Below are 22168 nucleotides of genomic sequence, written 5' to 3' on the forward strand. Positions count from 1 at the left end.
CCGCGGCGGCGGTCCTTTGCCGGCCTCAGTCCGACGGCAGGGCCACCGCCGAGATCCGGGTGTACACCCCGGGGCTGCCCGCCCGCCCGCAGCCGCTGCCCCAGGAGACCAGGCCGATGAGCATCCCGCGGGCCACCAGCGGCCCTCCGCTGTCCCCCTGACAGGCGTCCTTGCCACCGCCGGTGTCTCCTGCGCAGAGCATCGTGGCGGCCACGTAGCGCCCGCCGAGACCGCCTGGGTAGGCCTGTCCGCAGGCCTGGTCCGGGAGCACGCTCACCTGCGCGGCCCGGAGCGATGAGGCATAGCTGCCATCGCCTCTCGTATCGCCCCAGCCGTAGACGGTGGCGCTCGTGCCCGGTTCGTACGCCGGATCACCGGCGCCCGCCCGAGGGATCACCTGCGATGCGGGCAGCGCCTCGGCCAGCGTCAGCACCGCCATGTCCGAACTGTTGGTGAGCGGGTTGTACCCCGGAGCGACCCAGCTGTCGCTGATCGCGATCTCCCGGCCCTCGGTGCCGAGCAGCTCCGAGCGACCCGAGATGACCCGCAGATCCCGGACCTCTTTCACCTCCTGGCCGAGCACGGTCCGGCTCAGACAGTGGGCGGCGGTCATCACCTTTGTCGGCGCCACCACCACACCACCGCAGAACTGACCGGCGCGCGTTCCCCCGAACCGGTCACGGCTGGCGAGTGCGACGACCCATGGAGCCTGGGTGGCGATGATCGGATAGCCGCCGATGACCACACTGTCGGCACCGGCGGGGACGGGCGATGTCAAGGGCGCCACTGCCGCCGCGGTGACAAGCGACAGCGCCCCGGTCAGGGCTCGGGCGAGGGAACGACGCATGCGGCCTCCTGACTCTGCGTTGTAGGAATTCCACTCAGAGTCAGCCACCTCGCGCCCACCCGCACCCGCGAACACGACGAAGGGCCCGGTTCCTGGACGGGATCCGGGCCCTTTGCCGGCGTACTTCTACGGCTTCTTGCGCAGCGCCGCGACCTAGTCGAGGTAGTCGCGCAGCACCTGCGAACGCGACGGGTGGCGCAGCTTCGACATGGTCTTCGACTCGATCTGACGGATGCGCTCACGCGTCACGCCGTAGACCTTGCCGATCTCGTCGAGGGTCTTCGGCTGACCGTCGGTGAGACCGAAGCGCATGGACACCACGCCCGCCTCGCGCTCGGACAGGGTGTCGAGCACCGAGTGCAGCTGCTCCTGCAGAAGCGTGAAGCTGACCGCGTCGGCCGGCACGACCGCCTCGGAGTCCTCGATCAGGTCACCGAACTCGCTGTCGCCGTCCTCGCCGAGGGGGGTGTGGAGCGAAATCGGCTCGCGGCCGTACTTCTGGACCTCGATGACCTTCTCGGGGGTCATGTCGAGTTCCTTGGCCAGCTCCTCCGGGGTGGGCTCGCGGCCCAGGTCTTGGAGCATCTGGCGCTGCACACGCGCGAGCTTGTTGATGACCTCGACCATGTGCACCGGGATACGGATGGTGCGGGCCTGGTCGGCCATGGCGCGGGTGATCGCCTGACGGATCCACCAGGTGGCGTACGTGGAGAACTTGTAGCCCTTGGTGTAGTCGAACTTCTCGACCGCGCGGATCAGACCGAGGTTGCCCTCCTGGATCAGGTCCAGGAAGAGCATGCCGCGGCCGGTGTAGCGCTTGGCCAGCGAGACGACCAGGCGGAGGTTGGCCTCCAGCAGGTGGTTCTTGGCGCGGCGGCCGTCCTCGGCGATGATCTCCAGCTCGCGCTTCAGCTTCGGCGCGAGCTTGTCGGAGTTCCCGAGCTTGTCCTCGGCGAACAGACCGGCCTCGATGCGCTTGGCGAGCTCGACCTCCTGCTCGGCGTTGAGGAGGGGAACCTTGCCGATCTGCTTGAGGTAGTCCTTGACCGGGTCGGCGGTGGCACCGGCGACGGCGACCTGCTGGGCGGGCGCGTCGTCCTCGTCGTCGTCGGAGAGGACGAAGCCCTTGCTCTCGCCCTCGGCCTCTTCCTCTTCGCCCTTGCCACCGGGCTGGACCTCGTCGAGCGGCTCTTCGCCCTCGGCGGCCTCGTCGGCGTCCTTCTTGCCCGTGGTCTTCTTGGCCACGGTCTTCTTGGCGGCGGTCTTCTTCGCCGCCGTCTTCTTGGCCGCCGTCTTCTTGGCGGCCGTCTTCTTGGCAGGCGCGGTTGCCGTGACCTCTTCGTCGGCCTGGACGTCGACGGTCTCGGCCGTCGGCGCCGCGGTGGCCGCGACGGTCTTGGCCGTGGCGGTCTTGGCCGCGACGGTCTTGGTGGCGGTGCGCTTTGCCGGGCTCTTCGCTGCGACGCTCTTGCGGGCGCGCTTTGGCGACTCCGCGGCACTGACCATCAGCGTCACACCCTCTTCCTCGAGGATCTGGTTGAGGCTGCGCAGAACATTCTTCCACTGGGTTGGCGGAATCTGGTCAGCCTCGAAGGCCCGACGCACGTCATCGCCGGCGATCTGCCCATCAGCCTTTCCCCGCTCGATGAGCGCCATCACAGACTCGGACTCGGCGATCTCCGGCGGGAGCGTACGGGATGTGCTGGCCGACACGAACAACCTCTCGGAACGATGGAAACGGCTTCCGGCCCCGCCCATGATCGGGCCGGAACCGACGACCAACCGGCTGCGGATGTGCCGGCGGCGCGGGCTGAACCTCGGATTTGCACAGCGCGCTGAATGGCGGCTGTATTCCCTCCTCGGCTGTCACCTCTTAGGTCATCGCGCTGTTTCGAGGAGTGTTACGCCCAATCCACGTGGCCCGAGTCACACCTCATTCGCGACGAAACGGCCAGATGGGGTGTTCACCACACAATCGTGCCGCCGGATCCCGTGGAATCCGGCGACATGCGATGCGTACGCCTCCGTGCTTCCTGGCCGCGTCCCGCCCCCGCGCTCAGTGCTCGCGCGGCGCGGGAACGACTCGCTCCACTTCCGGGTGGACGGTGAGCAGTTGACGCATGGCCGATTCCGCGGCGTGCGCGTCGCCACTCGCGAGAGCGTCGGCGATCCGTGCGTGATGAGCGAGGGATGCCTCGGTGGGGCGGTCACAGCCGGTGACCGGGCCGCCGGAGACCTGGAGGGCCGCGGAGACGATCCCGGAGAGGTGCTCCAGCATGCGGTTGCCCGCGAGCTGGATGAGGAGGGAATGGAACTCGGCGTCCGCCCGCGAGAAGGTGATTCCGTCACCCTGAGTGAGGGCGTGGTTCATGATCTCGACCATGTCGACGAGCCGCTGCTGGACATCCTCACGGCCGTGACCCGCGGCGAGGCGGGCGGCAAGCGGCTCGATGGTCCAGCGCAGCTCGCTCAGCTCCCGGCGCTGGTCGTCGCGCTGGGGGCCGAACGCGCGCCACTCGATGATGTCGGGGTCCAGCAGGTTCCAGTCGCTGACCGGACGGACCCGGGTGCCGACATTGGGGCGGGCGCTGACCAGGCCCTTGGCCTCGAGGACCCGCAGCGACTCCCGCACGACGGTGCGAGAGACCTCGAAGCGCTGGCCGATCTCCTCCGGGACGAGCGGGCGGTCGGCTCCCAAGTCGCCCGAAACGATCATCTGGCCGAGCTGCTGGACGAGTTGGCCGTGCAGTCCGCGGCCCCGGCTGCCTGCCGCGCGGCGGCCGACCCGGCCCAACTCGGCGTCGGCGCCTTCCCAGGACGGGGGGCCGACGCGGTCGGCGACAGGTGCCTCCGCGTAGGGGTATCGGTCGAGTTCGCCCGGGCCGGCGAGGCCGGACTCGGCGGGGCGGGCGGCGGTCATCATGGTGTGCGCAAGGGTACTCACGCATCCTTTGTCGGCGTGGCTCCGGCGGCCCTTGAGGTCTTTGGTGAAAAGCACACGAAAGGGTGATCGGCGCTGGCCTCGCAATTGACGCCTTATCGGAAGGAAACGGGCGACCTCAAGGGAGTTGTGGACAGATCGCCGAGTCCCGGTCGATCATGATCACCAACGGGCGCTGCGACGAAGGCCCGTGAACAGATATGCGCAGATCAAGGCCGACAACGACAACGCCAGTGCCGCCCCGACGGGTTGGACGAGCAGATGCAGCCCGGCCATAAGCCAGTTGTCCGATTGCTGGGGCAGTCGCACCCAGGTCAGTTCACGCAGCCTGCCCGGAAGTCCGGTGATCGAACGAACGGACGGAGCGCTCAGTGCCTTCTGCACGAGAGGGACGATGAGGACCGGTACGGCGAGGACGGCGGCCACTCCGGCGGCGGTGACCCGGAACACCGCCGCTCCCAGTACCCCGGCCCAGGCACAGCCGACCGCGAGACCGCTCCAACTGGCCATCAGCGCCGACCAGTTCTGCGGCATCGGCGGTGCGTCGCTGCCGTAGACGAGGCGAAGCGCCTGGAAGTCGGCCACTGCGACGAGGAGTGCGATCAGCAGGGCCGCCGCTGCGGTCACCGTGAGCTTGGCGAGGAGGAGTCCGAAGCGGCGCGGCACGGTGCCGCGGGCGGCGGCAAGGGCGGGATAGCGGAACTCCTCGCCGAAGGAGCGCGCTCCGAGCAGTCCGGCACCGAAGGCAGCGGGCGGCAGCGGAAGGAACTCCGGCCAGGCGGCGAGCAGGGCCGGGAGCGGAGTTTCGCCGGTGCGGCCGAGCAGGACGCACAACGCGGCAGACGAGACGAGGACGGCGGCGAGAACGAAAAGGGCAGTACGGACACCGAGGAGGCGGCGGAGTTCGTAGCGCAGGGGCCACAGGGGGCTGCGGACGGGGCGTGGCAGACAGGAGGGCTGAGGGGGGACAGAGGGACGAGGGGCTTGCTCGGCGGGTGCGGGCGGTTCTTGATTGGGGGTCGAAGGGGACGGTTGAGGGGCCGGCCCGGGGACGGGCGCGGGCTCCGGCTCGGGGCCCGCGTCTCCCACCTCGTCGGACAGCCCGTGGACGAGCACGCCGTGCCGGAAGGCCGTGTCGCCGACCTCGGCGCAGGTGCTTCCGTAGACGGACAGCAGGCTGCCGCTCTCGGTGACGACCTCGACGGAACGCTGAGCGGCGCGCGCCTCGCGGGCGACGAGGGCGGCCAAGCGGGCGGCGTGCGGAGAACGGACGGCGACGCGGGGGCGGAGTCTGGTGCGGGAGAAGGCGGCCGCGTCCTGGTCGGCGACGAGGCGGCCCGCGTCGAGGGTGACGACCCGGTCGGCGAGGCGGGCGGCTTCCTTGGGGTCGCTGGTGGTGCACAGGACGGTGCCGCCATGGGCGGCGTGCGCGCGCAGCAGTCCGTACAACCAACTGTTCTCCCGGGGCGAGAGCCCCTTCGCGGGCTCGTCGAGGATCAGTGTCTGCGGATCCCCGAGGAGGGCGGAGGCGAGCCCGAGCCTACGGTCCATGCCGAGCGAGAGCATGCCGAGACGCTCACCGCCGAGGCCCGCCAGACCGACGACCTCGAGCATCTCGTCGGCGCGGGAAGCGGGCACTCCGGTGGCGGCGCAGAGCATACGCAGCTGCCCCCGGACCGTCCGCGCCGGATGACCGGGTACGTCGCCGAGGAGCACTCCGACCTCACGGGCCGGGTGGGCGATGCGGTGGAGAGCGTTCCCGCGGAAGTACGTGATGCCCCGGCCGGCCTCGAGTTGGAGCATCAGACGCAGCGCCGTCGTCTTGCCGGAACCGGACGCGCCGAGGAGGGCAGTAACGAGGCCGGGCCGGGCCTCGAACGTGACGTCGTCGACGGCGGGCTGCTGGTTCCGGCGGTGGGCGCTGGTCAGTCCGATGGCCTGGAGCATCGCTTCTCTCGCGGAAGATGAGACCGCTCGGCGGCAGGTCGGGTACCGCAGCAAGATAACGCGACATTTAGGACTTTTTGCGCAGCGGCCGGGCCCGGGTGTCAGACTTCCGGACGCAGCATCGGGGGGTTCAGCACGGTGGCGCCACCGGCCCGGAACAACTGCGCCGGGCGGCCGCCCTGACGGGTGGTCGTACCGCCCGCGGGCACCAGGAAGCCTGGAGTACCGGTCACCTTGCGGTGGAAGTTCCGGGGGTCGAGCGCTACGCCCCACACCGCCTCGTAGACGCGTCGCAGCTCGCCGACTGTGAACTCCGGCGGGCAGAAAGCGGTGGCGAGCGAGGAGTACTCGATCTTGGAGCGGGCCCGCTCCACCCCGTCCGCCAGAATTCGCGCATGGTCGAAGGCGAGCGAGGCGGCCTGATCGTCTTCGCGCCCGAACCCGTTCTCCTGGCCAAGGAGATCCTCGACCGCGGCCCAGCGGGCACTGTTGGCATCGCCACCCGCCCGGGGGGCGGGCAGGTCGGGCGCGAGCACCAGATGGGCCACGCTGACCACGCGCATGCGGGGGTCCCGCTTGGGGTCTCCGTAGGTGGCCAGCTGCTCGAGATGCGCGCCGTTCCCAGGTGCCGGGGAGGCGGGGTCGTGCGCGCACAGTCCGGTCTCCTCGGCGAGCTCGCGCGCCGCGGCCGCCGCCAGATCCTCGTCGCCCCTGACGAAGCCGCCGGGCAGCGCCCACCGGCCCTGGAACGGCGGCTCTCCGCGGCGTACCACCAGCGCACAAAGCGCATGACGACGCACGGTGAGCACGACCAGGTCGACGGTGACAGCAAAGGGTGGAAAGGCCGACGGGTCGTAGGGAGACATGCCGTGATCATAGTCGTCTGCCTGACGATAAACACACTCTTCGCGATCTGCGTCGACTGTTTCTTCATCAACTCCCGCGCCCCCGCACCTCACAGCCCCCGCGGCCGCCGGAACCCGGCCGGCACGCGGCGAGGTGCGGCCCAGGTCCGCCCCCTGCCGTGCGCCGCTCGCTCGCGGACATCTCGGGCGGCCGGGGACTTCATCGAGAACGGCGGGACACCGCCATGACGGTGAACGACAGCACAGGCGACCACATGGCCAGTCACCGTCATCTCCCGCTCCTCGTGCCGCCCTCCCCGCTGCCGCTGCGCCTGCTCCCCCGGACCCCGTCGGCGGACGCCGCCTTCGCGGGGCGCGTTCCGACAGGCGGAACTGCCTTCTTGCCCAGGGGTCGCCCAAGCCTCTTTGCCCGCGGGCGGGACCGCGCCGCCTTGCGTCGCACGTCCACACGTAGCCCGCCATCCCCTCGCGCGCCCTTGTCCGGCCCGCCGGAGCCGGAGGAAGCCCGGGAGCTGCCCGCCGCGCGCAGACAGCTGCGCAGCGTCTCTGGATCCAGGCCCTGATTGCACGCTTCATGCAGGAGGCGGGCGAAGACGTAGTCCGGGTCGACCTGCAGCGCCCGTCCCAGAGCGACCCGCGCTCCGGGCTCGTCGCCGGACGACCAGGCGACCCATCCGGCCAGGGTGAGCGGTGCGGCGGAATGCTCGCAGTAGGGCCCGACACAACGGCGGGCGAGCGCCCGCCAGAGTCGAAGCGCCGGACCGGCGTCGGGGCCCTCCATCCATTCCGCCGCCCGGTCCCGGGTGTCCCGGTCCTGGATGCCGAGGATCACGGCAGCGGCCTCGTCGTGATGGACAAGCCGGTCGTCCGCGACGTCCGACTCGGCCCAGCCCCCGGACCGCGGTGATTCGGCGATGCGCTTCATCAGCCGTCGGGCCAATGCGAGCGTCTCCGCAGCGACCTGCTCACGCCCCTCCTCGTCCAGGATCCTCGGCGTCAGCGTGGCGCCCGCCGTGTCCAGTGCCTTTTCCTGGCCGGCAGCGGCCGCAGTGGTCAAAGGCGCGAGCCGCCCCTCCATCTCCCGCAGGGATCCCCGCACTTGGACCCCCGCGTAGGCGGCCGCCGCCGCCATGACCGAGGTGCCGGGCAGCGCCAGGGCGCTGCCTTCGGGTGGACAGCAGCGCGCGTCGGGGCAGCAGTAGGACCAGAAACGGCTGTCGGAGATACAGAGAGCCTCGTAGACGGGCACCTCGAGGGTGCCGCAGGCGGTCCTCAGTCCTTGCGCGAGCGGGCGCAGCCGCTCCATCACCCGGCGGCTCGTCTCGCCCTCGGCCGGGTCCTGGCAGAGGAAGACGACAATGCCGTCCGGTCGGGAGCCACGGCGCTCGCTGCCCTCGATCAGACACTCAGCCAGCTGCTCCGCCACGGGCGACCACTCGCGAGGCGAGCTCGGAATGCCTAGCCTCAGCCGCCCGCCGAAGCGGCCGCGTTTGCCATGCACGGCGACGAGCACGATCGAATCGTTCGGATGGAAACCCATCATGTACGGAAGGGCATCGGCCAGTTCGGCGGGTCCGCGCAGGGTGATCTGCTGCTCCTCGGCGGGACCGGTGGTTTCGTGGTGCTTGTTCATGGCACGACGGTCTCTCGGTGGTCCCGACCCCCGCGACCCCTGTGGATAACGTTATCCACAGGCCGACCGCCTCGTTCGCGCTTTGTCGGTGCCATCGGGTTGCATGGGGGCATGACCAACGCAGACCTCGACCTCGCCGACTCCGCGGGCCTCCGCGCCTCAGCCGATTCCGTACTCGCCCGTCTCGTCTCGGACACCACGGGAACCGCCCGGCTGCGTGAGGACCAGTGGCGTGCGATCGAGGCGCTCGTCGCCGACAAGCGCCGGGCTCTGGTCGTGCAGCGGACTGGCTGGGGCAAGTCCGCGGTGTATTTCGTCGCGACCTCGCTGCTGCGCGAGCGGGGCAGCGGCCCGACCGTGATCGTCTCGCCTCTTCTCGCGCTCATGCGCAACCAGGTCGAGGCTGCAGCGCGAGCGGGTATCCGCGCCCGGACCATCAACTCCTCCAACACCGAGGAGTGGGACACGGTTCAGGACGAGGTGGCGGCCGGAGAGGTGGATGTGCTGCTGGTGAGTCCCGAGCGGCTCAACAATCCCGATTTCCGGGATCAGGTGCTTCCCAAACTCGCAGCTGCGACCGGGCTCCTGGTCGTGGACGAGGCGCACTGCATCTCCGACTGGGGGCATGACTTCCGGCCCGACTACCGGCGGCTGCGGACCATGCTCGCGGATCTGCCGGCGGGGGTCCCGGTGCTCGCCACCACCGCCACCGCCAATGCCCGCGTCACTGCGGACGTCGCGGAGCAACTGGGCACCGGTGCGGGCACCGACGCCCTTGTGCTGCGCGGTGCGCTGGACCGGGAGAGTCTCAGCCTGAGTGTGCTCCAGCTCCCCGATGCGGCAACTCGCCTGGCCTGGCTGGCCGATCACCTCGGCGAGCTGCCGGGCTCGGGCATCATCTACACGCTCACGGTCGCGGCGGCCGAGGAGGTCACGACGTATCTGCGGCAGTGCGGTCACATTGTTGCCTCGTACACCGGCCGCACGGAGAACGCCGACCGGCAGCAGGCCGAGGAGGATCTGCTGGCCAACCGGGTCAAGGCGCTGGTCGCCACGTCCGCCCTGGGCATGGGCTTCGACAAGCCCGATCTCGGCTTCGTCGTGCACCTGGGCTCGCCCTCCTCCCCCATCGCGTACTACCAGCAGGTGGGCCGCGCGGGCCGCGGTGTGAAGCATGCGGAGGTGCTGCTGCTGCCGGGCCGGGAGGACGAGGCGATCTGGCAGTACTTCGCGTCGGTGGCCTTTCCGCCCGAGGAGCTGGTGCGACGTACCCTCGGCGTTCTTGCCGAGGCGGGCAGGCCGCTGTCCCTGCCCGCGCTGGAGCCGCTGGTAGAGCTGCGGCGTACGCGACTTGAGACCATGCTCAAGGTCCTCGACGTGGACGGCGCGGTACGCCGGGTGAAGGGCGGCTGGACCACCACGGGCCGGCCTTGGTCGTACGACTCCGAGCGCTATGCGTGGGTCGCGCGGCAGCGCGAGTCCGAGCAGCAGGCGATGCGCGACTACGCACGGTCGACGAGCTGCCGTATGGAGTTCTTGCGGCGGCAGCTGGACGACGAGGAAGCGGCTCCGTGCGGACGCTGCGACAACTGCTCGGGGGCCCGCTTCAGCGACAAGGTCTCCGACGGAGCTCTGGACGCCGCCCGCGGGGAACTGGGCAGGCCGGGCGTGGAGGTGGAGCCCCGCAAGATGTGGCCGACGGGGCTCGCGGCGGTGGGCATCAGTCTCAAAGGCCGTATCCCCGAAACGGAGCAGTCCTTCACAGGCCGTGCGCTGGGGCGGCTCTCCGACATCGGCTGGGGCAACCGGCTCCGGCCGATGCTCGCGCCACAGGCCACGGACGGACCAGTTCCGGACGATGTCGTCACAGCCGTGGTGACGGTCCTGGCCGACTGGGCCAAGGGCCCCGGAGGATGGGCGTCCGGCGCACCGGCCGCGCCGGCGCGGCCGGTGGGCGTCGTCACTGTTGCCTCGCACAGCAGGCCTCAGCTGGTCGGTTCCCTGGGGGCCCGGGTCGCCGAAGTGGGCCGGATGCCGCTGCTGGGGACGGTCGAGTACGCGGCGGAAGCCGGGGACGCGCGGATCTCGCGCACCAACAGCGCCCAGCGAGTGCGAGGCCTGCATGAGGCGTTCGCCGTACCGCCCCGGTTGGCAGAGGCGCTGGCAGCGGCCGATGGTCCTGTCCTGCTGATCGACGATCTTTCGGACAGTGGCTGGACCCTCGCCGTGACAGCGCGACTGCTGCTCCGGTCCGGCGCGAAGGGGGTGTTTCCGCTGGTCCTTGCCGTTCAGGCGTGACGTCAGGGGTCAGCGAGGCTCCGGATGGGCAGGCTAAGTGAAGGAATATGAGCCTCATACCCGCCGATTCCCGCCGGTGACGGCAAATTGCTCGTTGCCGCATGACCACAGGCCAGCAAGAATTGGAGCGCTCCCCGCGGGCCCGTTCGCAGCCCTGAAGGGCCGTGCCGCGGTGCGCCCGCACCCGTCCCTGCCCCCTGTGGGCGCGTATGCGAAGGGAGGAACGTGACCTTCGGATTCGCTCCGTCCGCAGCCACTTCGATCAACACGCCGGCGCATTCCGCCAGCCGCCTCGCCAGGATGCTCGAACCGGCCGAGTGGGCGGCAGCGGGGATACCCCTGCTGCGCAACCCCCGCGAGGTCGTCAGTGGGCTGCACACACGGCATCGGCCGAAACCGGCGACCGCTGTGGTCGCCGTGCTCGACCACGAGGAACGGCTCGCCGCCAGTGCGTCGTTCGCCCGGCGCTCCGCCCCTGTCGACGGCTGGGAGTTCCGCAACGTACTCCTGGCCCATCTGCGCCGGGTCATCCCGCACGACCTGCGTCGGCGCACGCCCGTACGCACGGCCGTGCTGCTCTGCTGCCGCGAGGGCGACGAGCGCTGGACGGAGGAGGACGGGGCATGGATGTGGGGGCTGCGGGACGCGTGCACGTTGCATGGGCTGCGCTGCGGGGCGTACATCACGCTGACGCGCGGCGGCTGGCAGGTGCTCGGTGAGGGCCGCGGCGGGCGGCAGCCGAACTCCCAGTCGTCGCCGGGCGATCTCTCCGACGCCGGGACCGATGTGGAACCGCTGCCGCTGCGTACCGCGAGCGGCGCGGCCGAAGCTCTGCGGCGCACGGCCGCACGCTGAAAGACCACCGGGCCGCGTGGGCGAGTCGGTGAGTAGCCCCTGTCCGGCTGCCCGGACCGTGGGCCGCCCGATGCCATCCGATGCCTCCGACCGGCCGATCGGCAGAGACCGCGTGCTCCGCCAGGCCGGCGCGATCGCCGAAGACCGCGCGGTCTCAGCGGGCCTTACGGTCCGTGAACACCGCGCGGTCCATGGAGACCGTCCGGCTCAGACGCCCGTCCCCAGCACGGTGTTGATTCGCTTGGGGTCCCCGCACACGATCAGCAGAGCGGTCGCCTTCGCCAGCGCCGCGGGTAGTGCGCGGGCGGCGGCGTCGTCGGCGCCTCCGTTGATCGCGACGACCACCACAGGACGAGCCGAGGCCCGGCCCACCGCGGCGGCGTCCGCGTAGAAGACGTCGTCACGGGCGTCGTGCTGGGCCCAGTAGGCCGCCTCGCCGAAGGACAGTTCGTGCGCCGCCCACGGGTGCTTTTCACCAGTGGTGAGCACCAGGACGTCGGCCGGGGCGCGACCGGAGTCGAGCAGAAGGTCGACGGCTTCGTCGGCGGCGTCGAGCGCGCCGTCGGCCGGAGCGGGGATCAGCTGGATCTGAGGAACTGAGGGCTTGGTCGGCCGGGGAGCCTGGGGCTGCCCGGCGGAGGTGGCAGAGGTATGCGTACGCGGCGGCACGGGCCTGGCCGGGCCGGGGCCCGGGTGTCCGGGACGCGGCGAGGCCGCGGAACGCGGACCGGGTACGGGACGGGGGGTCGGCGCGGTGCGGCCTGCGGCCGGAGTAACGCGGGGACCCTGGGCACTCTCGTGAATCTGAGGCTCCTCGGGGATGAGAGGCATGAGTGGATGTCTATCAAATGCCGACGCGGAAGGCATCGGCGGGTGGGCACATGGGTGCGACTGCCCTGACGGCAGGGCCGGTTCAGAATTCGAAGCCGAGCTGGCCCCCGCTTTCCAGTTCGGCCGCCTCGGCGGACAGGCGCACCTTCTTGAGGTGCCGCCACTGGGGCAGCGCGTCGAGATAGGCCCACGAAAGCCGGTGGTAGGGCGTGGGCCCCAGCACCTCGAGGGCCGCCTTGTGCACGGGCGAGGGGTAGCCGGCGTTGGCGTCGAACCCGAAATCGGCGCATTCGCTGCGCAGTTCGGCCATCAGCGCGTCCCGGTGCACTTTGGCGATCACGGAGGCGGCAGCAACCGCGACGCAGGACTGGTCCCCCTTGATGACCGTACGGACCTTCCAGGGGGAGCCGAGGTAGTCGTGCTTGCCGTCGAGGATGACGGCGTCCGGCCGGACCGGGAGCGCGTCCAGCGCACGGACGGCGGCCAGCCGAAGCGCCGCGGTCATCCCCAGTTTGTCGATCTCCTCCGGCGAGGCCTGCCCCAGGGCGTGCGCCGTGACCCACTGTTCCAGCAGCCCGGCCAGCTTGGTACGGCGCTTGGGGCTGATCAGCTTGGAATCGGTGAGACCGGCGGGTGGCCGGCGCAGTCCGGTGATCGCTGCGCACACCGTGACGGGCCCGGCCCACGCCCCGCGTCCGACCTCGTCGACACCAGCGACGATCTTGGCGCCGGTGGTGGCTCTGATCGAGCGCTCGACTGTGTGGGTGGGTGGTTCGTAGGGCATGGCGCCAGCAAGGTTACGCCGCCGCACCCCACCCGCGACAACCGGATTGCAGGTGCCGCCACGGCGCCACCGCTCTCACCGGTTCCGCGCCGGCGATCAGCCGCCGTGGGGACGCAGCAGCGGCACCATCACCTGGTCGATCATCTCGGAGATGTCTTCATCGGGCCATTCGCTGCCGCACACCTTTGAGCGGTACATCATCAGGCCCGGAATCACGTCGAAGACCAGGTCACCGGTGGCATCGGGCCGCACATCGCCCCGCGAGACACCGCGGTGCACCACCTCACGGAACAGCTGGTTGGACGGCTCCACGACCTGGCGCACGATCACTCCGTGGAAGCGCTCGGCCGTGGAGCTGTCGCACTCGTGAAGCACCGAACGCAGGGCGAAGCCCGACCTGGAGTACATCGCGTCGCGCACGCGCCGGCAGAGCTGGAAGAGGTCCTCGCGGATGCTGCCGTGATCGGCGGCCTCGTCCAAGGCCGGCAGTCCTGCCTGCAGGGCGTCCGCGACAAGGTCCTCCTTCGACGGCCAGCGCCGGTAGACGGCCGCCTTGCCCGTCTGGGCGCCCGCGGCGACGCCTTCCATGGTGAGCCCGCTCCAGCCGACCGTACTCAGCTGTTCCAGAGCGGCCTCGAGGATCGCGCGTTCCAGCACGGGTCCTCGGCGGCGCAACGAGACCGGGGGTGTCTCGGTGGCGCCGGTGCAGCGCGAATTGCCCATCTTCATCTCTCCGTTGGGGACAGGAGTTCAGTGAACGCTTGCGTTCACTGAAGGGGACTCTCTACGGTTGATGCAGTGAACGGCTACGTTCACTAACTCACTTGTGGGGGACCATAGTGACAACCTCTCAGTTGACTGCTCCAGCCAAGCCGGGAGCTGCCCGTAGACAGGGACGCCCCGGGATCGCCCTCGCCGTCATCGCCGCCCTGCAGCTCATGGTGGTCCTCGACACGACGATTGTGAATATCGCTCTACCTCACATCCAAGGAGCGCTCGATTTCACCACGACCCAGCTCTCCTGGGTGGTCAATGCCTACACCCTCACCTTCGGCGGGCTGTTGCTGCTCGGGGGCCGGGCGGGCGACATTCTCGGCAGGCGGCGGGTGTTCGTCTTCGGCGTGCTGCTCTTCACCTTTGCCTCGCTGCTGTGCGGCGTCGCGCAGGAGCCCTGGCAGATGCTCGCGGCCCGCGCCCTGCAGGGCGTCGGCGGCGCCATCGCGTCACCCACTGCGCTCGCACTCATCACCACCACTTTCCGCGAGGGCCCCGAGCGCAACCGGGCGTTCGGCATCTTCGCGGCAGTCTCGGCCAGTGGCGCGGCCATCGGCCTGCTCGCCGGCGGCATGCTCACCGAGTGGCTGAACTGGCGCTGGGTGTTCTATGTCAACCTGCCGATCGGCATCCTGATAGCCGTGCTCGCACCGATGTTCATCAATGAGTCCGAGCGGCACTCCGGCCGGTTCGACATCGCGGGCGCGCTGACCTCGACCGCGGGAATGGCTTCCCTGGTCTACGGCTTCATCCGGGCCGCCGAGGACGGCTGGGGCGATCGGCTCACCCTCGGCGCCTTCGGGGCGGCGGTCGTGCTGCTCACGGCGTTCGTACTGACCGAGCGGCGAGCAAAGGAACCGATCACTCCGCTGCGGATGTTCGCCGACCGCAACCGTTCAGGTACGTATCTGATCATGATGAGCCTCGCCGCGGCGATGTTCGGCATGTTCTTCTTCATCGTCCTGTTCGTGCAGAACGTGCTGGACTACAGCCCGATCACCTCAGGTCTGGCGTTCCTGCCGGTCACGGTGATGATCGTGACCGCCGCCGGTATCTCGTCCAAGCTGCTGCCGGTGCTCGGGCCCAAGCCCTTCCTGGCCGCGGGCGCGGTGCTCACGGGGAGCGGCATGGCATGGCTGACGCTGCTCGACCCGGGCAGCTCATATCTGGGCGGGGTTCTGGGGCCGATGCTCCTGTTCGGATTCGGCATGGGACTGGTCTTCGTGACGGCGACGCTCACAGCGGTCTCGGGCGTCGCTCAGCACGAGTCGGGTGCGGCCTCCAGTCTGCTCAACGCCACGCAGATGGTGGGTGGTTCCCTCGGACTGTCGATTCTCATGACCGTCTTCAGCACCGCCAGCCGCGAGGAGGCGGAACGCCAGATCCCGCACTTCCTCGCGGATGCGACAGCGGCCCAGAAGGAAGCCTTCGCCAGGACGCACGAGCTGCCGCCGCCGTGGGGCCACCAGGTGCTCGCGGAAGGCATCGCGACGGCGTTCTGGGCAGGAGTCGGACTGGTCGGACTCGCGGTGCTGACCGCGGTGTTCGTCATCCGGGTGCGCAAGAGCGATCTGGAAGCGCTCAGCGGGGCGGTCGGCGCGGGCGGCGGCCACGCGGCGTAGTGCCGCCGCAAACGGGGCCGCCGCGCAGGTGCCGCCGCGCAGATCCGAGGGTACGGGCCGACCACGGGGGTACGGCCCGTGCCTCACCCTGCGCCGTGTCCCCGGTGTACGAGACGACCAGTCGGGCGTCAGCGGCTCACAGCGCCTGCCGCGGCGGCACCCACTCCGGCAGCCGCTCGGTCCGCTCCACCCAGGCAGCCGGCGGCTGTCCCGACTTGCCCGCGGCGATCACTCCGCAGGCGATGGCGCAGGTCGTGTCAACATCTCCGCCCACCTGGGCTGTCGTCCAGAAAGCGCGCTCGAAGTCACCGAGCGAGCGAGCCGCCGACCACAGCGCGAACGGAACGGTGTCATGGGCACTCGTGCGCCGACCGCTGCCGAGGACCGCGGCGACCGTCCCCGCATCGTGATAGTCGAGCATGTCCCGCGCCCGGCGAAGACCTGCTCCCACGGCGCTGCGCGGTACCAGCGCGATCACGCCGTCGAGCAGGTCCTCGGCCGTCGGCGGCCCGGCCGCACCGGCGGCCAGTGCTGCGGCGGCCGCCACGGCCATCGCACCGACCACGGCCTCCCGGTGCTGGTGCGTGGTGTACGAGGAGATCTCCGCCTGGTGGGTGGCCTGCTCGGGATCGTCGGCGTACCAGGCTCCGAGGGGCGAGATGCGCATCGCGGAACCGTTGCCCCAGGACCCCTGGCCCTTGAAGAGCGCGGCGGCGAGTTCACGCCAGTCGCCGCCCTCCCTGATCAGCCGGAGCATACGGTTGACGGCAGGGCCATAACCTCGGTCGAAGTCATGGTGCTCGGCGAAGGACTGGGCGAGTGCGTCCTGGTCCACCCGGTCATAGGCCGCCAGCACGGACAGCACCGAGCAGGCCATCTCGGTGTCGTCCGTCCACTGCCAGATGCCCGGCGGAAGGGCACGCTGTTTCAACAAGGGATAGTTCGAGGGTACGAAGAACTGGGAGCCCAGGGCGTCTCCCACGGACAGTCCGCGCAGGCTGTCCAGGGCGCGTTCGAAACGCCGGTCGCGAGAGGAATCGGTCATCTTCCTGCCACTCTAGCCGGTGACGCCGTAGGGCTCGGGGGTGCGCCACCGTTCGAAGGGCCGGTCAAGGGTGTAGCGGCCGTCCTTGCCGAGCTGCAGAATCCTGGTCTCGGCGTTGTCCGGATTGGAGAGGGATTCGAAGTCCGCGACCGACCAGTGGAACCAGCGCATGCAGAACAGCCGCATGGTCAGTCCATGCGTCACCAGGAGAACGTTCGACGGATGATCCGGCGACTCGAAGCTCCGGTACAGGCTCTCCAGGAACGCCCCGACCCGGTCGTAGACATCCGCTCCCGACTCCCCCTGGGCGAAGCGGTAGAAGAAGTGCCCATAGGCGTCGCGGTAGGCCTTCTGCAGCCGGACGTCCTCGCGGTCCTGCCAGTTCCCCCAGTCCTGCTCGCGAAGCCGCGGCTCCTCCCTGACTCGCACCAGCTCCGGGTCGAGGGCAAAGGCGCGGAAGGTCTCATGGGTACGGCGGTAGGGCGAGACGTAGACGCTGACGCGCTCGCGTCCGAACAGCTCACGAAGCCGCGCGCCCGTCTCCTCGGCCTGCCTCCAGCCGGTCGCGGTCAGCCGCAGCGCATGGTCGGGCTCGCGCTCGTACACGGTGTCATCGGCGTTTCCCTCCGACTCACCGTGCCGGACGAGAACGATGCGTTGCGGTCGTGCCATGTCACGACAGTAGATCGGTCCGGACTCGGCCGAGCAGTCGGGGCGGGTCCGACCGGCGTATCGGGCCGGTGAAGGGGCGCGGCGGTCGGGTTCAGACCGTCCAGGACGGTTCGAGCTGCACGACATCACCGGCGAGCGCAGCGACATCCGCCTCGGTCTGCGCACGCAGCAGGAGCCGCTCGACCCGCTCTCTGCGGTACTTCCCGTGCTCCGCCGCCGACTGCCACATGGACATCACCAGGAACTCGCTCCCCGGCGCCTCCCCGAACAGCCCGCGCACCATTCCCGGCGACCCGGCCATCGCCGGGTTCCACACCTTCTCCTGCATCAGCGCGTAGTGCTCGACCCGGTCTTCGCGCACCCGGCAGTGTGCGACCCGTATGACATCGGCGTCCGTGAACCGCGGCTCGAACCCGGTCTTCACATCGAAGCGATAGTCGAAGATCTTGGCCTGTTTGTCCTTGTACGTTCCTGTCTGCCCGGACGCCAGTCGGTCATGGGAGCGCGCCATGAACGAGTCGTAGAACGCCCGGCTCTCCCAGAAGGCAAAGACATGCGCGACATGCGGCCGCCCTTTGCTCCACCCGCCGCCCTGTCCCCGGAATCCCGGCTCACCCAGCAGCCCCGCCCACTTCCGCTGCCCCCGCTCGAACCCACGACGGTCCACGACGGTGCAGCGAATCCACTTGACCAGCACCGCGCCATCGTACGGCGCAGAACGTGGCCCCGGTCACGGTCGGGCGGAGTCCGCCCGGACCAGCACTGGCGGCCGCCCTGCGCACTCACCCCTTCGAGGGCAGCGAGCCGTGACAGCATGGTCAACCGACGCAAACCTCACGGCAGTTACGGGGAAGGGGAATCTGGTGAGCAGTATCAACAAGGGGGTTCAGAAGGCTGAGGTGGACCTCCGATGGGATCCGAGTCCGCTGGGTGAACCGGCGCATGATCTCGACATCGTCGCCGCGACGTACCGGGCGGACGGGCCGCACGGTGAACCGGCCTACGTCGTCCACTTCGACAGCCGGTCACCGGATGGCACCATCATCCTGACCAGGGACAGCAAGACCGGTCAGGGCTTCGGCGCGGACGAGGTCATGACGCTCGAGTTCGACCGGCTGGCTGCCACGTATGCCCGGGTCGTCGTCGGAGTGGTCATCCAGCAGCGGGACGGACGCCGGGTGTTCGCCGACATAGCGAACCCCCTCGTCCGCATCCTCGAAGGCCACACCGAGCTGGGCCAGAACGACTTCGCAGCCGTCTCGGGATCCACCGCGGCAGTAGTGGGCGAGTTCGTCCGGGGCGAGGCGGGCGAGTGGCAATTCCACGAAACTGTCCGCGGTTTCGACGCCGACCCTCAGTCCTTCGTCGAGCTGATGGGCAGCTGATCAGCAGCGGGGAAGAAGGGAGGGGCACCCGGCACGAAGGCCGGACGCCCCTCCCTCCCGTTCACTGCGCCGTCAGCTGCAACCGCTGGTCGAGCCGCAGCCCTCGCAGATGTAGCAGGAGCCCGCACGCTGCATCTTCGTCCCGCAGGAGAAGCACAGCGGCGCGTCCGCGCTGATGCCCAGCTGCATCTCGACGAGCTCCGCAGAGGTGTGCGCCTCCTTCGGAGCCGGGGCCTCCAGCTTGGGGCCGACGACCGCCTTCAGCGTCTCCTGCGGCAAGCGCGGAGCGGACTGGGCCAGACCCTCGACGTCCATCTCCTCGTCGGTCGGCTCGTACGAACCGGTCTCCAGGTGGCGCTGACGCTCCTCGGCCGAGTGGATGCCGAGCGCCGAGCGTGTCTCGAAGGGCAGGAAGTCCAGCGCCAGGCGGCGGAAGATGTAGTCGACGATCGACTGGGCCATCCGCACATCCGGGTCGTCCGTCATGCCGGCCGGCTCGAAGCGCATGTTGGTGAACTTCGAGACGTACGTCTCCAGCGGCACGCCGTACTGAAGACCCACTGACACGGCGATCGAGAAGGCGTCCATCATCCCCGCGAGGGTCGAGCCCTGCTTCGACATCTTCAGGAAGACCTCGCCGAGACCGTCGTCCGGGTAGGAGTTGGCCGTCATGTAGCCCTCGGCGCCGCCCACCGTGAAGGAGGTGGTGATGCCGGGACGGCCCTTGGGAAGGCGCTTGCGGACGGGGCGGTACTCGACGACCTTCTCGACTGCGGCCCGGATCGTTCCCTCGGCCTTCTCGGCGGCCGCGGTGGCCTCGGGGCTCTGGTTGCCCTTGGTCTTGGCGGAGAGGGGCTGGCCGACCTTGCAGTTGTCGCGGTAGATCGCGAGCGCCTTGACGCCCATCTTCCACGCCTCGAAGTAGACCTCTTCCACATCCTCGACGGTGGCGCTCTCAGGGAGGTTGACCGTCTTGGACAGCGCGCCCGAGATCCACGGCTGGATGGCGGCCATCATGCGGACGTGACCCATCGCGGAGATGGAACGCTCGCCCATGGCGCAGTCGAAGACCTCGTAGTGCTCGGGCCTCAGGCCGGGGGCGCCGACGACATTGCCGTGCTCTGCGATGTGGGCGACGATCGCCTCGATCTGCTCCGGCTGGTAGCCGAGACGGCGCAGCGCCTGCGGGACCGTGCCGTTGACGATCTGCATCGAGCCGCCGCCGACCAGCTTCTTGAACTTGACCAGGGCGAGGTCGGGCTCCAGGCCGGTGGTGTCGCAGGACATCGCGAGACCGATGGTGCCGGTCGGGGCGATGACGGATGCCTGGGAGTTACGGAATCCGTTCTTGTCGCCGAGACGGATCACGTCCTGCCAGGCCTCGGTTGCGGCGGCCCAGATCGGCGTGTCCAGGTCGTCCATGCGCACGGCCACGGCGTTGGCGTCGGCGTGCTGCTTCATGACGCGCTTGTGCGGAGCGGCGTTGCGGGCGTATCCGTCGTACGGACCGACGACCGCGGCGAGTTCGGCGGAGCGCCGGTACGAGGTACTTGTCATCAGCGAGGTGATGGCACCGGCGAGCGCGCGCCCGCCGTCCGAGTCGTACGCGTGGCCCGTCGCCATCAGCAGGGCGCCGAGGTTGGCGTAACCGATGCCCAGCTGACGGAAGGCGCGGGTGTTCTCGCCGATCTTCTGCGTGGGGAAGTCCGCGAAGCAGATGGAGATGTCCATCGCGGTGATGACCAGCTCGACGACCTTGGCGAAGCGCTCGACGTCGAAGGACTGGTGGCCCTCGCCGTCGTCCTTCAGGAACTTCATGAGGTTCAGCGAGGCAAGGTTGCACGAGGTGTTGTCCAGGTGCATGTACTCGCTGCACGGGTTCGAGCCGTTGATCCGGCCGGACTCGGGGCAGGTGTGCCAGTGGTTGATGGTGTCGTCGTACTGGATGCCGGGGTCCGCGCAGGCCCAGGCGGCCTCTGCCATCTTACGGAAGAGCGACTTGGCGTCGACCTCCTCGATGACGTCGCCCGTCATGCGCGCGCGCAGCCCGAACTTGCCGCCGGCCTCGACGGCCTTCATGAACTCGTCGTTCACACGGACCGAGTTGTTGGCGTTCTGGTACTGGACGGACGTGATGTCGTCGCCGCCCAGGTCCATGTCGAAGCCCGCGTCACGCAGCGCGCGGATCTTCTCCTCTTCCTTGACCTTGGTCTCGATGAAGTTCTCGATGTCGGGGTGGTCGACATCGAGGATGACCATCTTGGCCGCGCGGCGGGTGGCACCGCCCGACTTGATCGTTCCTGCGGACGCGTCGGCGCCACGCATGAAGGAGACGGGACCCGAGGCGTTGCCGCCGGAGGAGAGCAGTTCCTTGGAGGAACGGATCCGGGAGAGGTTCAGCCCGGCGCCGGAGCCGCCCTTGAAGATCATGCCCTCTTCCTTGTACCAGTCGAGGATCGACTCCATGGAGTCGTCGACGGACAGGATGAAGCAGGCGGAGACCTGCTGCGGCTGGGGCGTGCCGACGTTGAACCACACCGGCGAGTTGAAGCTGAAGATCTGGTGCAGGAGGGCGTACGCCAGTTCGTGCTCGAAGATCTCGGCGTCGGCGGGCGAGGCGAAATAGCTGTAGTCCTCGCCGGCCTTCCGGTAGGTCTTCACGATCCGGTCGATGAGCTGCTTGAGACCGGTCTCGCGCTGCGGGGTGCCGACGGCTCCGCGGAAGTACTTGCTGGTGACGATGTTGACCGCGTTCACCGACCAGAAGTCGGGGAACTCGACGCCACGCTGCTCGAAATTGACCGAGCCGTCGCGCCAGTTGGTCATGACGACGTCACGACGCTCCCAGACCACCTCGTCGTACGGATGCACGCCGGGAGTGGTGTGGATTCGCTCGATACGCAGGCCCTTGCTCCCCTTGGATCCCTTGGCCCGGGATCCTCGCGCCGGACCGCTCGTCGTCTCTGTCATGCCGCCTCCCATACATGGGCAAAAACGCCCTGAAGTGCCCAGTTCTTCCCGTGGCACAGTTCTGTGTCTGATGCCCCGGGCGCCGCTCACAGCGCCCGTGACAGGTCTTTTGCCGCTCTGCCGGCGATCGGCGGGCCACCGGGGCGGGCCGAACCGCTCAGCCAGGTCTTGCTCAGTCGGCGGCGGTGGCGGGCACGGGGACCTCACAGGTCTCGCCGCTCCCGCATTTCTCTGCGGGAGGCCGGTGTTCGCGAAGTTCCGCGATGGCGGCCTCGAAGTCTTCGAGTGAGTCGAAAGCCCGGTACACGGACGCGAAGCGCAGGTACGCGACGAGGTCGAGTTCCTGCAGGGGGCCGAGTATGGCCAGACCCACGTCGTGGGTGGTCAGCTCGGCACTGCCAGTGGCGCGCACCGCTTCCTCGACCCGCTGGCCGAGCTTGGCGAGGGCGTCCTCGGTGACCGGCCGCCCCTGGCACGCCTTGCGCACGCCGGAGATGACCTTCGTACGGCTGAAGGGCTCGGTCACGCCGCTGCGCTTGATCACCATCAGCGAGGCGGTTTCCACCGTCGTGAAGCGGCGGGAGCAGTCAGGACACTGCCGGCGGCGCCGGATCGACGTTCCGTCGTCGGTGGTGCGACTGTCGACGACACGGCTGTCGGGGTGCCTGCAGAAGGGGCAGTGCATGGCTCCCAACCCC

General features: G+C 69.4%; 18 protein-coding genes. 4 read left to right on the forward strand and 14 right to left on the reverse strand.

The features are described 5' to 3' along the window. Nucleotides 1-25 precede the first annotated feature (25 nt). From FBY35_RS08945 to FBY35_RS08970, 6 genes are all read right to left on the reverse strand, one after another. Nucleotides 26-847: a serine protease gene (locus tag FBY35_RS08945; RefSeq protein ID WP_142213265.1), complete on the reverse strand. Its 822-nt coding sequence runs from the start codon at nucleotides 845-847 to the stop codon at nucleotides 26-28. Nucleotides 848-1000: 153 nt separating this feature from the next. Next, entirely contained in the window at nucleotides 1001-2560 is a 1560-nt protein-coding gene (locus FBY35_RS08950) for an RNA polymerase sigma factor (protein ID WP_142213266.1), read from the reverse strand. Between the two features lie 343 nt (nucleotides 2561-2903). Then, a complete protein-coding gene (locus FBY35_RS08955; RefSeq protein WP_142213267.1) occupies nucleotides 2904-3791 on the reverse strand; it encodes a FadR/GntR family transcriptional regulator in 888 nt (295 codons plus the stop codon). 159 nt (nucleotides 3792-3950) lie between these two features. Then, complete coding sequence (locus tag FBY35_RS08960; protein ID WP_142213268.1) at nucleotides 3951-5735, reverse strand: ATP-binding cassette domain-containing protein; 1785 nt, start codon at nucleotides 5733-5735, stop codon at nucleotides 3951-3953. 101 nt (nucleotides 5736-5836) lie between these two features. Beyond that, the gene (locus FBY35_RS08965) at nucleotides 5837-6601 is read right to left on the reverse strand and encodes an NUDIX domain-containing protein (RefSeq protein ID WP_142213269.1); all 765 of its coding nucleotides are present in this window, start codon (nucleotides 6599-6601) and stop codon (nucleotides 5837-5839) included. A gap of 268 nt (nucleotides 6602-6869) precedes the next feature. Further along, a complete protein-coding gene (locus FBY35_RS08970) occupies nucleotides 6870-8234 on the reverse strand; it encodes a DUF4192 domain-containing protein (RefSeq protein ID WP_142213270.1) in 1365 nt (454 codons plus the stop codon). A 111-nt stretch (nucleotides 8235-8345) separates the two neighbouring features. On the opposite strand from FBY35_RS08970, the gene FBY35_RS08975 reads away from it, so the two are divergent. Together FBY35_RS08975 and FBY35_RS08980 are read left to right on the forward strand one after the other, a co-directional pair. Then, nucleotides 8346-10532, forward strand: a complete 2187-nt coding sequence (locus tag FBY35_RS08975) for a RecQ family ATP-dependent DNA helicase (RefSeq protein WP_142213271.1) — start codon at nucleotides 8346-8348, stop codon at nucleotides 10530-10532. Nucleotides 10533-10757: 225 nt separating this feature from the next. Beyond that, nucleotides 10758-11387 (forward strand): hypothetical protein, encoded by a 630-nt coding sequence (locus tag FBY35_RS08980; RefSeq protein WP_142213272.1) that lies wholly within the window; start codon nucleotides 10758-10760, stop codon nucleotides 11385-11387. 207 nt (nucleotides 11388-11594) lie between these two features. Here the strand turns inward: FBY35_RS08980 and FBY35_RS08985 are convergent, their stop codons facing one another. From FBY35_RS08985 to FBY35_RS08995, 3 genes are all read right to left on the reverse strand, one after another. Beyond that, the gene (locus FBY35_RS08985) at nucleotides 11595-12218 is read right to left on the reverse strand and encodes a hypothetical protein (RefSeq protein WP_142213273.1); all 624 of its coding nucleotides are present in this window, start codon (nucleotides 12216-12218) and stop codon (nucleotides 11595-11597) included. 82 nt (nucleotides 12219-12300) lie between these two features. After that, nucleotides 12301-13002, reverse strand: a complete 702-nt coding sequence (locus FBY35_RS08990) for a ribonuclease HII (protein WP_142213274.1) — start codon at nucleotides 13000-13002, stop codon at nucleotides 12301-12303. 96 nt (nucleotides 13003-13098) lie between these two features. Next, nucleotides 13099-13725 carry a TetR/AcrR family transcriptional regulator gene (locus FBY35_RS08995; protein ID WP_142213275.1) on the reverse strand — a complete coding sequence of 209 codons (627 nt, stop codon included), beginning with the start codon at nucleotides 13723-13725 and terminating at the stop codon, nucleotides 13099-13101. A 116-nt stretch (nucleotides 13726-13841) separates the two neighbouring features. Between FBY35_RS08995 and FBY35_RS09000 the strand changes: the two genes are divergently transcribed. Further along, nucleotides 13842-15398, forward strand: a complete 1557-nt coding sequence (locus tag FBY35_RS09000; protein ID WP_142213276.1) for an MFS transporter — start codon at nucleotides 13842-13844, stop codon at nucleotides 15396-15398. A gap of 136 nt (nucleotides 15399-15534) precedes the next feature. Here FBY35_RS09000 and FBY35_RS09005 read toward each other — a convergent pair whose 3' ends face one another. From FBY35_RS09005 to FBY35_RS09015, 3 genes are all read right to left on the reverse strand, one after another. Then, nucleotides 15535-16443 carry an ADP-ribosylglycohydrolase family protein gene (locus tag FBY35_RS09005; protein ID WP_142213277.1) on the reverse strand — a complete coding sequence of 303 codons (909 nt, stop codon included), beginning with the start codon at nucleotides 16441-16443 and terminating at the stop codon, nucleotides 15535-15537. Between the two features lie 12 nt (nucleotides 16444-16455). Next, complete coding sequence (locus tag FBY35_RS09010; protein WP_142213278.1) at nucleotides 16456-17115, reverse strand: histidine phosphatase family protein; 660 nt, start codon at nucleotides 17113-17115, stop codon at nucleotides 16456-16458. A 91-nt stretch (nucleotides 17116-17206) separates the two neighbouring features. Further along, a complete protein-coding gene (locus FBY35_RS09015) occupies nucleotides 17207-17812 on the reverse strand; it encodes a YdbC family protein (RefSeq protein WP_142213279.1) in 606 nt (201 codons plus the stop codon). Between the two features lie 166 nt (nucleotides 17813-17978). Here FBY35_RS09015 and FBY35_RS09020 point away from each other — a divergent pair, with 166 nt between their 5' ends. After that, the gene (locus tag FBY35_RS09020; RefSeq protein ID WP_142213280.1) at nucleotides 17979-18500 is read left to right on the forward strand and encodes a TerD family protein; all 522 of its coding nucleotides are present in this window, start codon (nucleotides 17979-17981) and stop codon (nucleotides 18498-18500) included. A 72-nt stretch (nucleotides 18501-18572) separates the two neighbouring features. Here the strand turns inward: FBY35_RS09020 and FBY35_RS09025 are convergent, their stop codons facing one another. Both FBY35_RS09025 and nrdR read right to left on the reverse strand, forming a co-directional pair. Then, nucleotides 18573-21470: a vitamin B12-dependent ribonucleotide reductase gene (locus tag FBY35_RS09025; RefSeq protein WP_142213281.1), complete on the reverse strand. Its 2898-nt coding sequence runs from the start codon at nucleotides 21468-21470 to the stop codon at nucleotides 18573-18575. 172 nt (nucleotides 21471-21642) lie between these two features. Then, on the reverse strand, nucleotides 21643-22155 hold the full coding sequence (gene nrdR / locus FBY35_RS09030) for a transcriptional regulator NrdR (protein ID WP_142213282.1): 513 nt from the start codon (nucleotides 22153-22155) through the stop codon (nucleotides 21643-21645). Between the last annotated feature and the right edge of the window lie 13 nt (nucleotides 22156-22168).

The organism is Streptomyces sp. SLBN-118 (genome assembly GCF_006715635.1).
Taxonomy (GTDB): domain Bacteria; phylum Actinomycetota; class Actinomycetes; order Streptomycetales; family Streptomycetaceae; genus Streptomyces.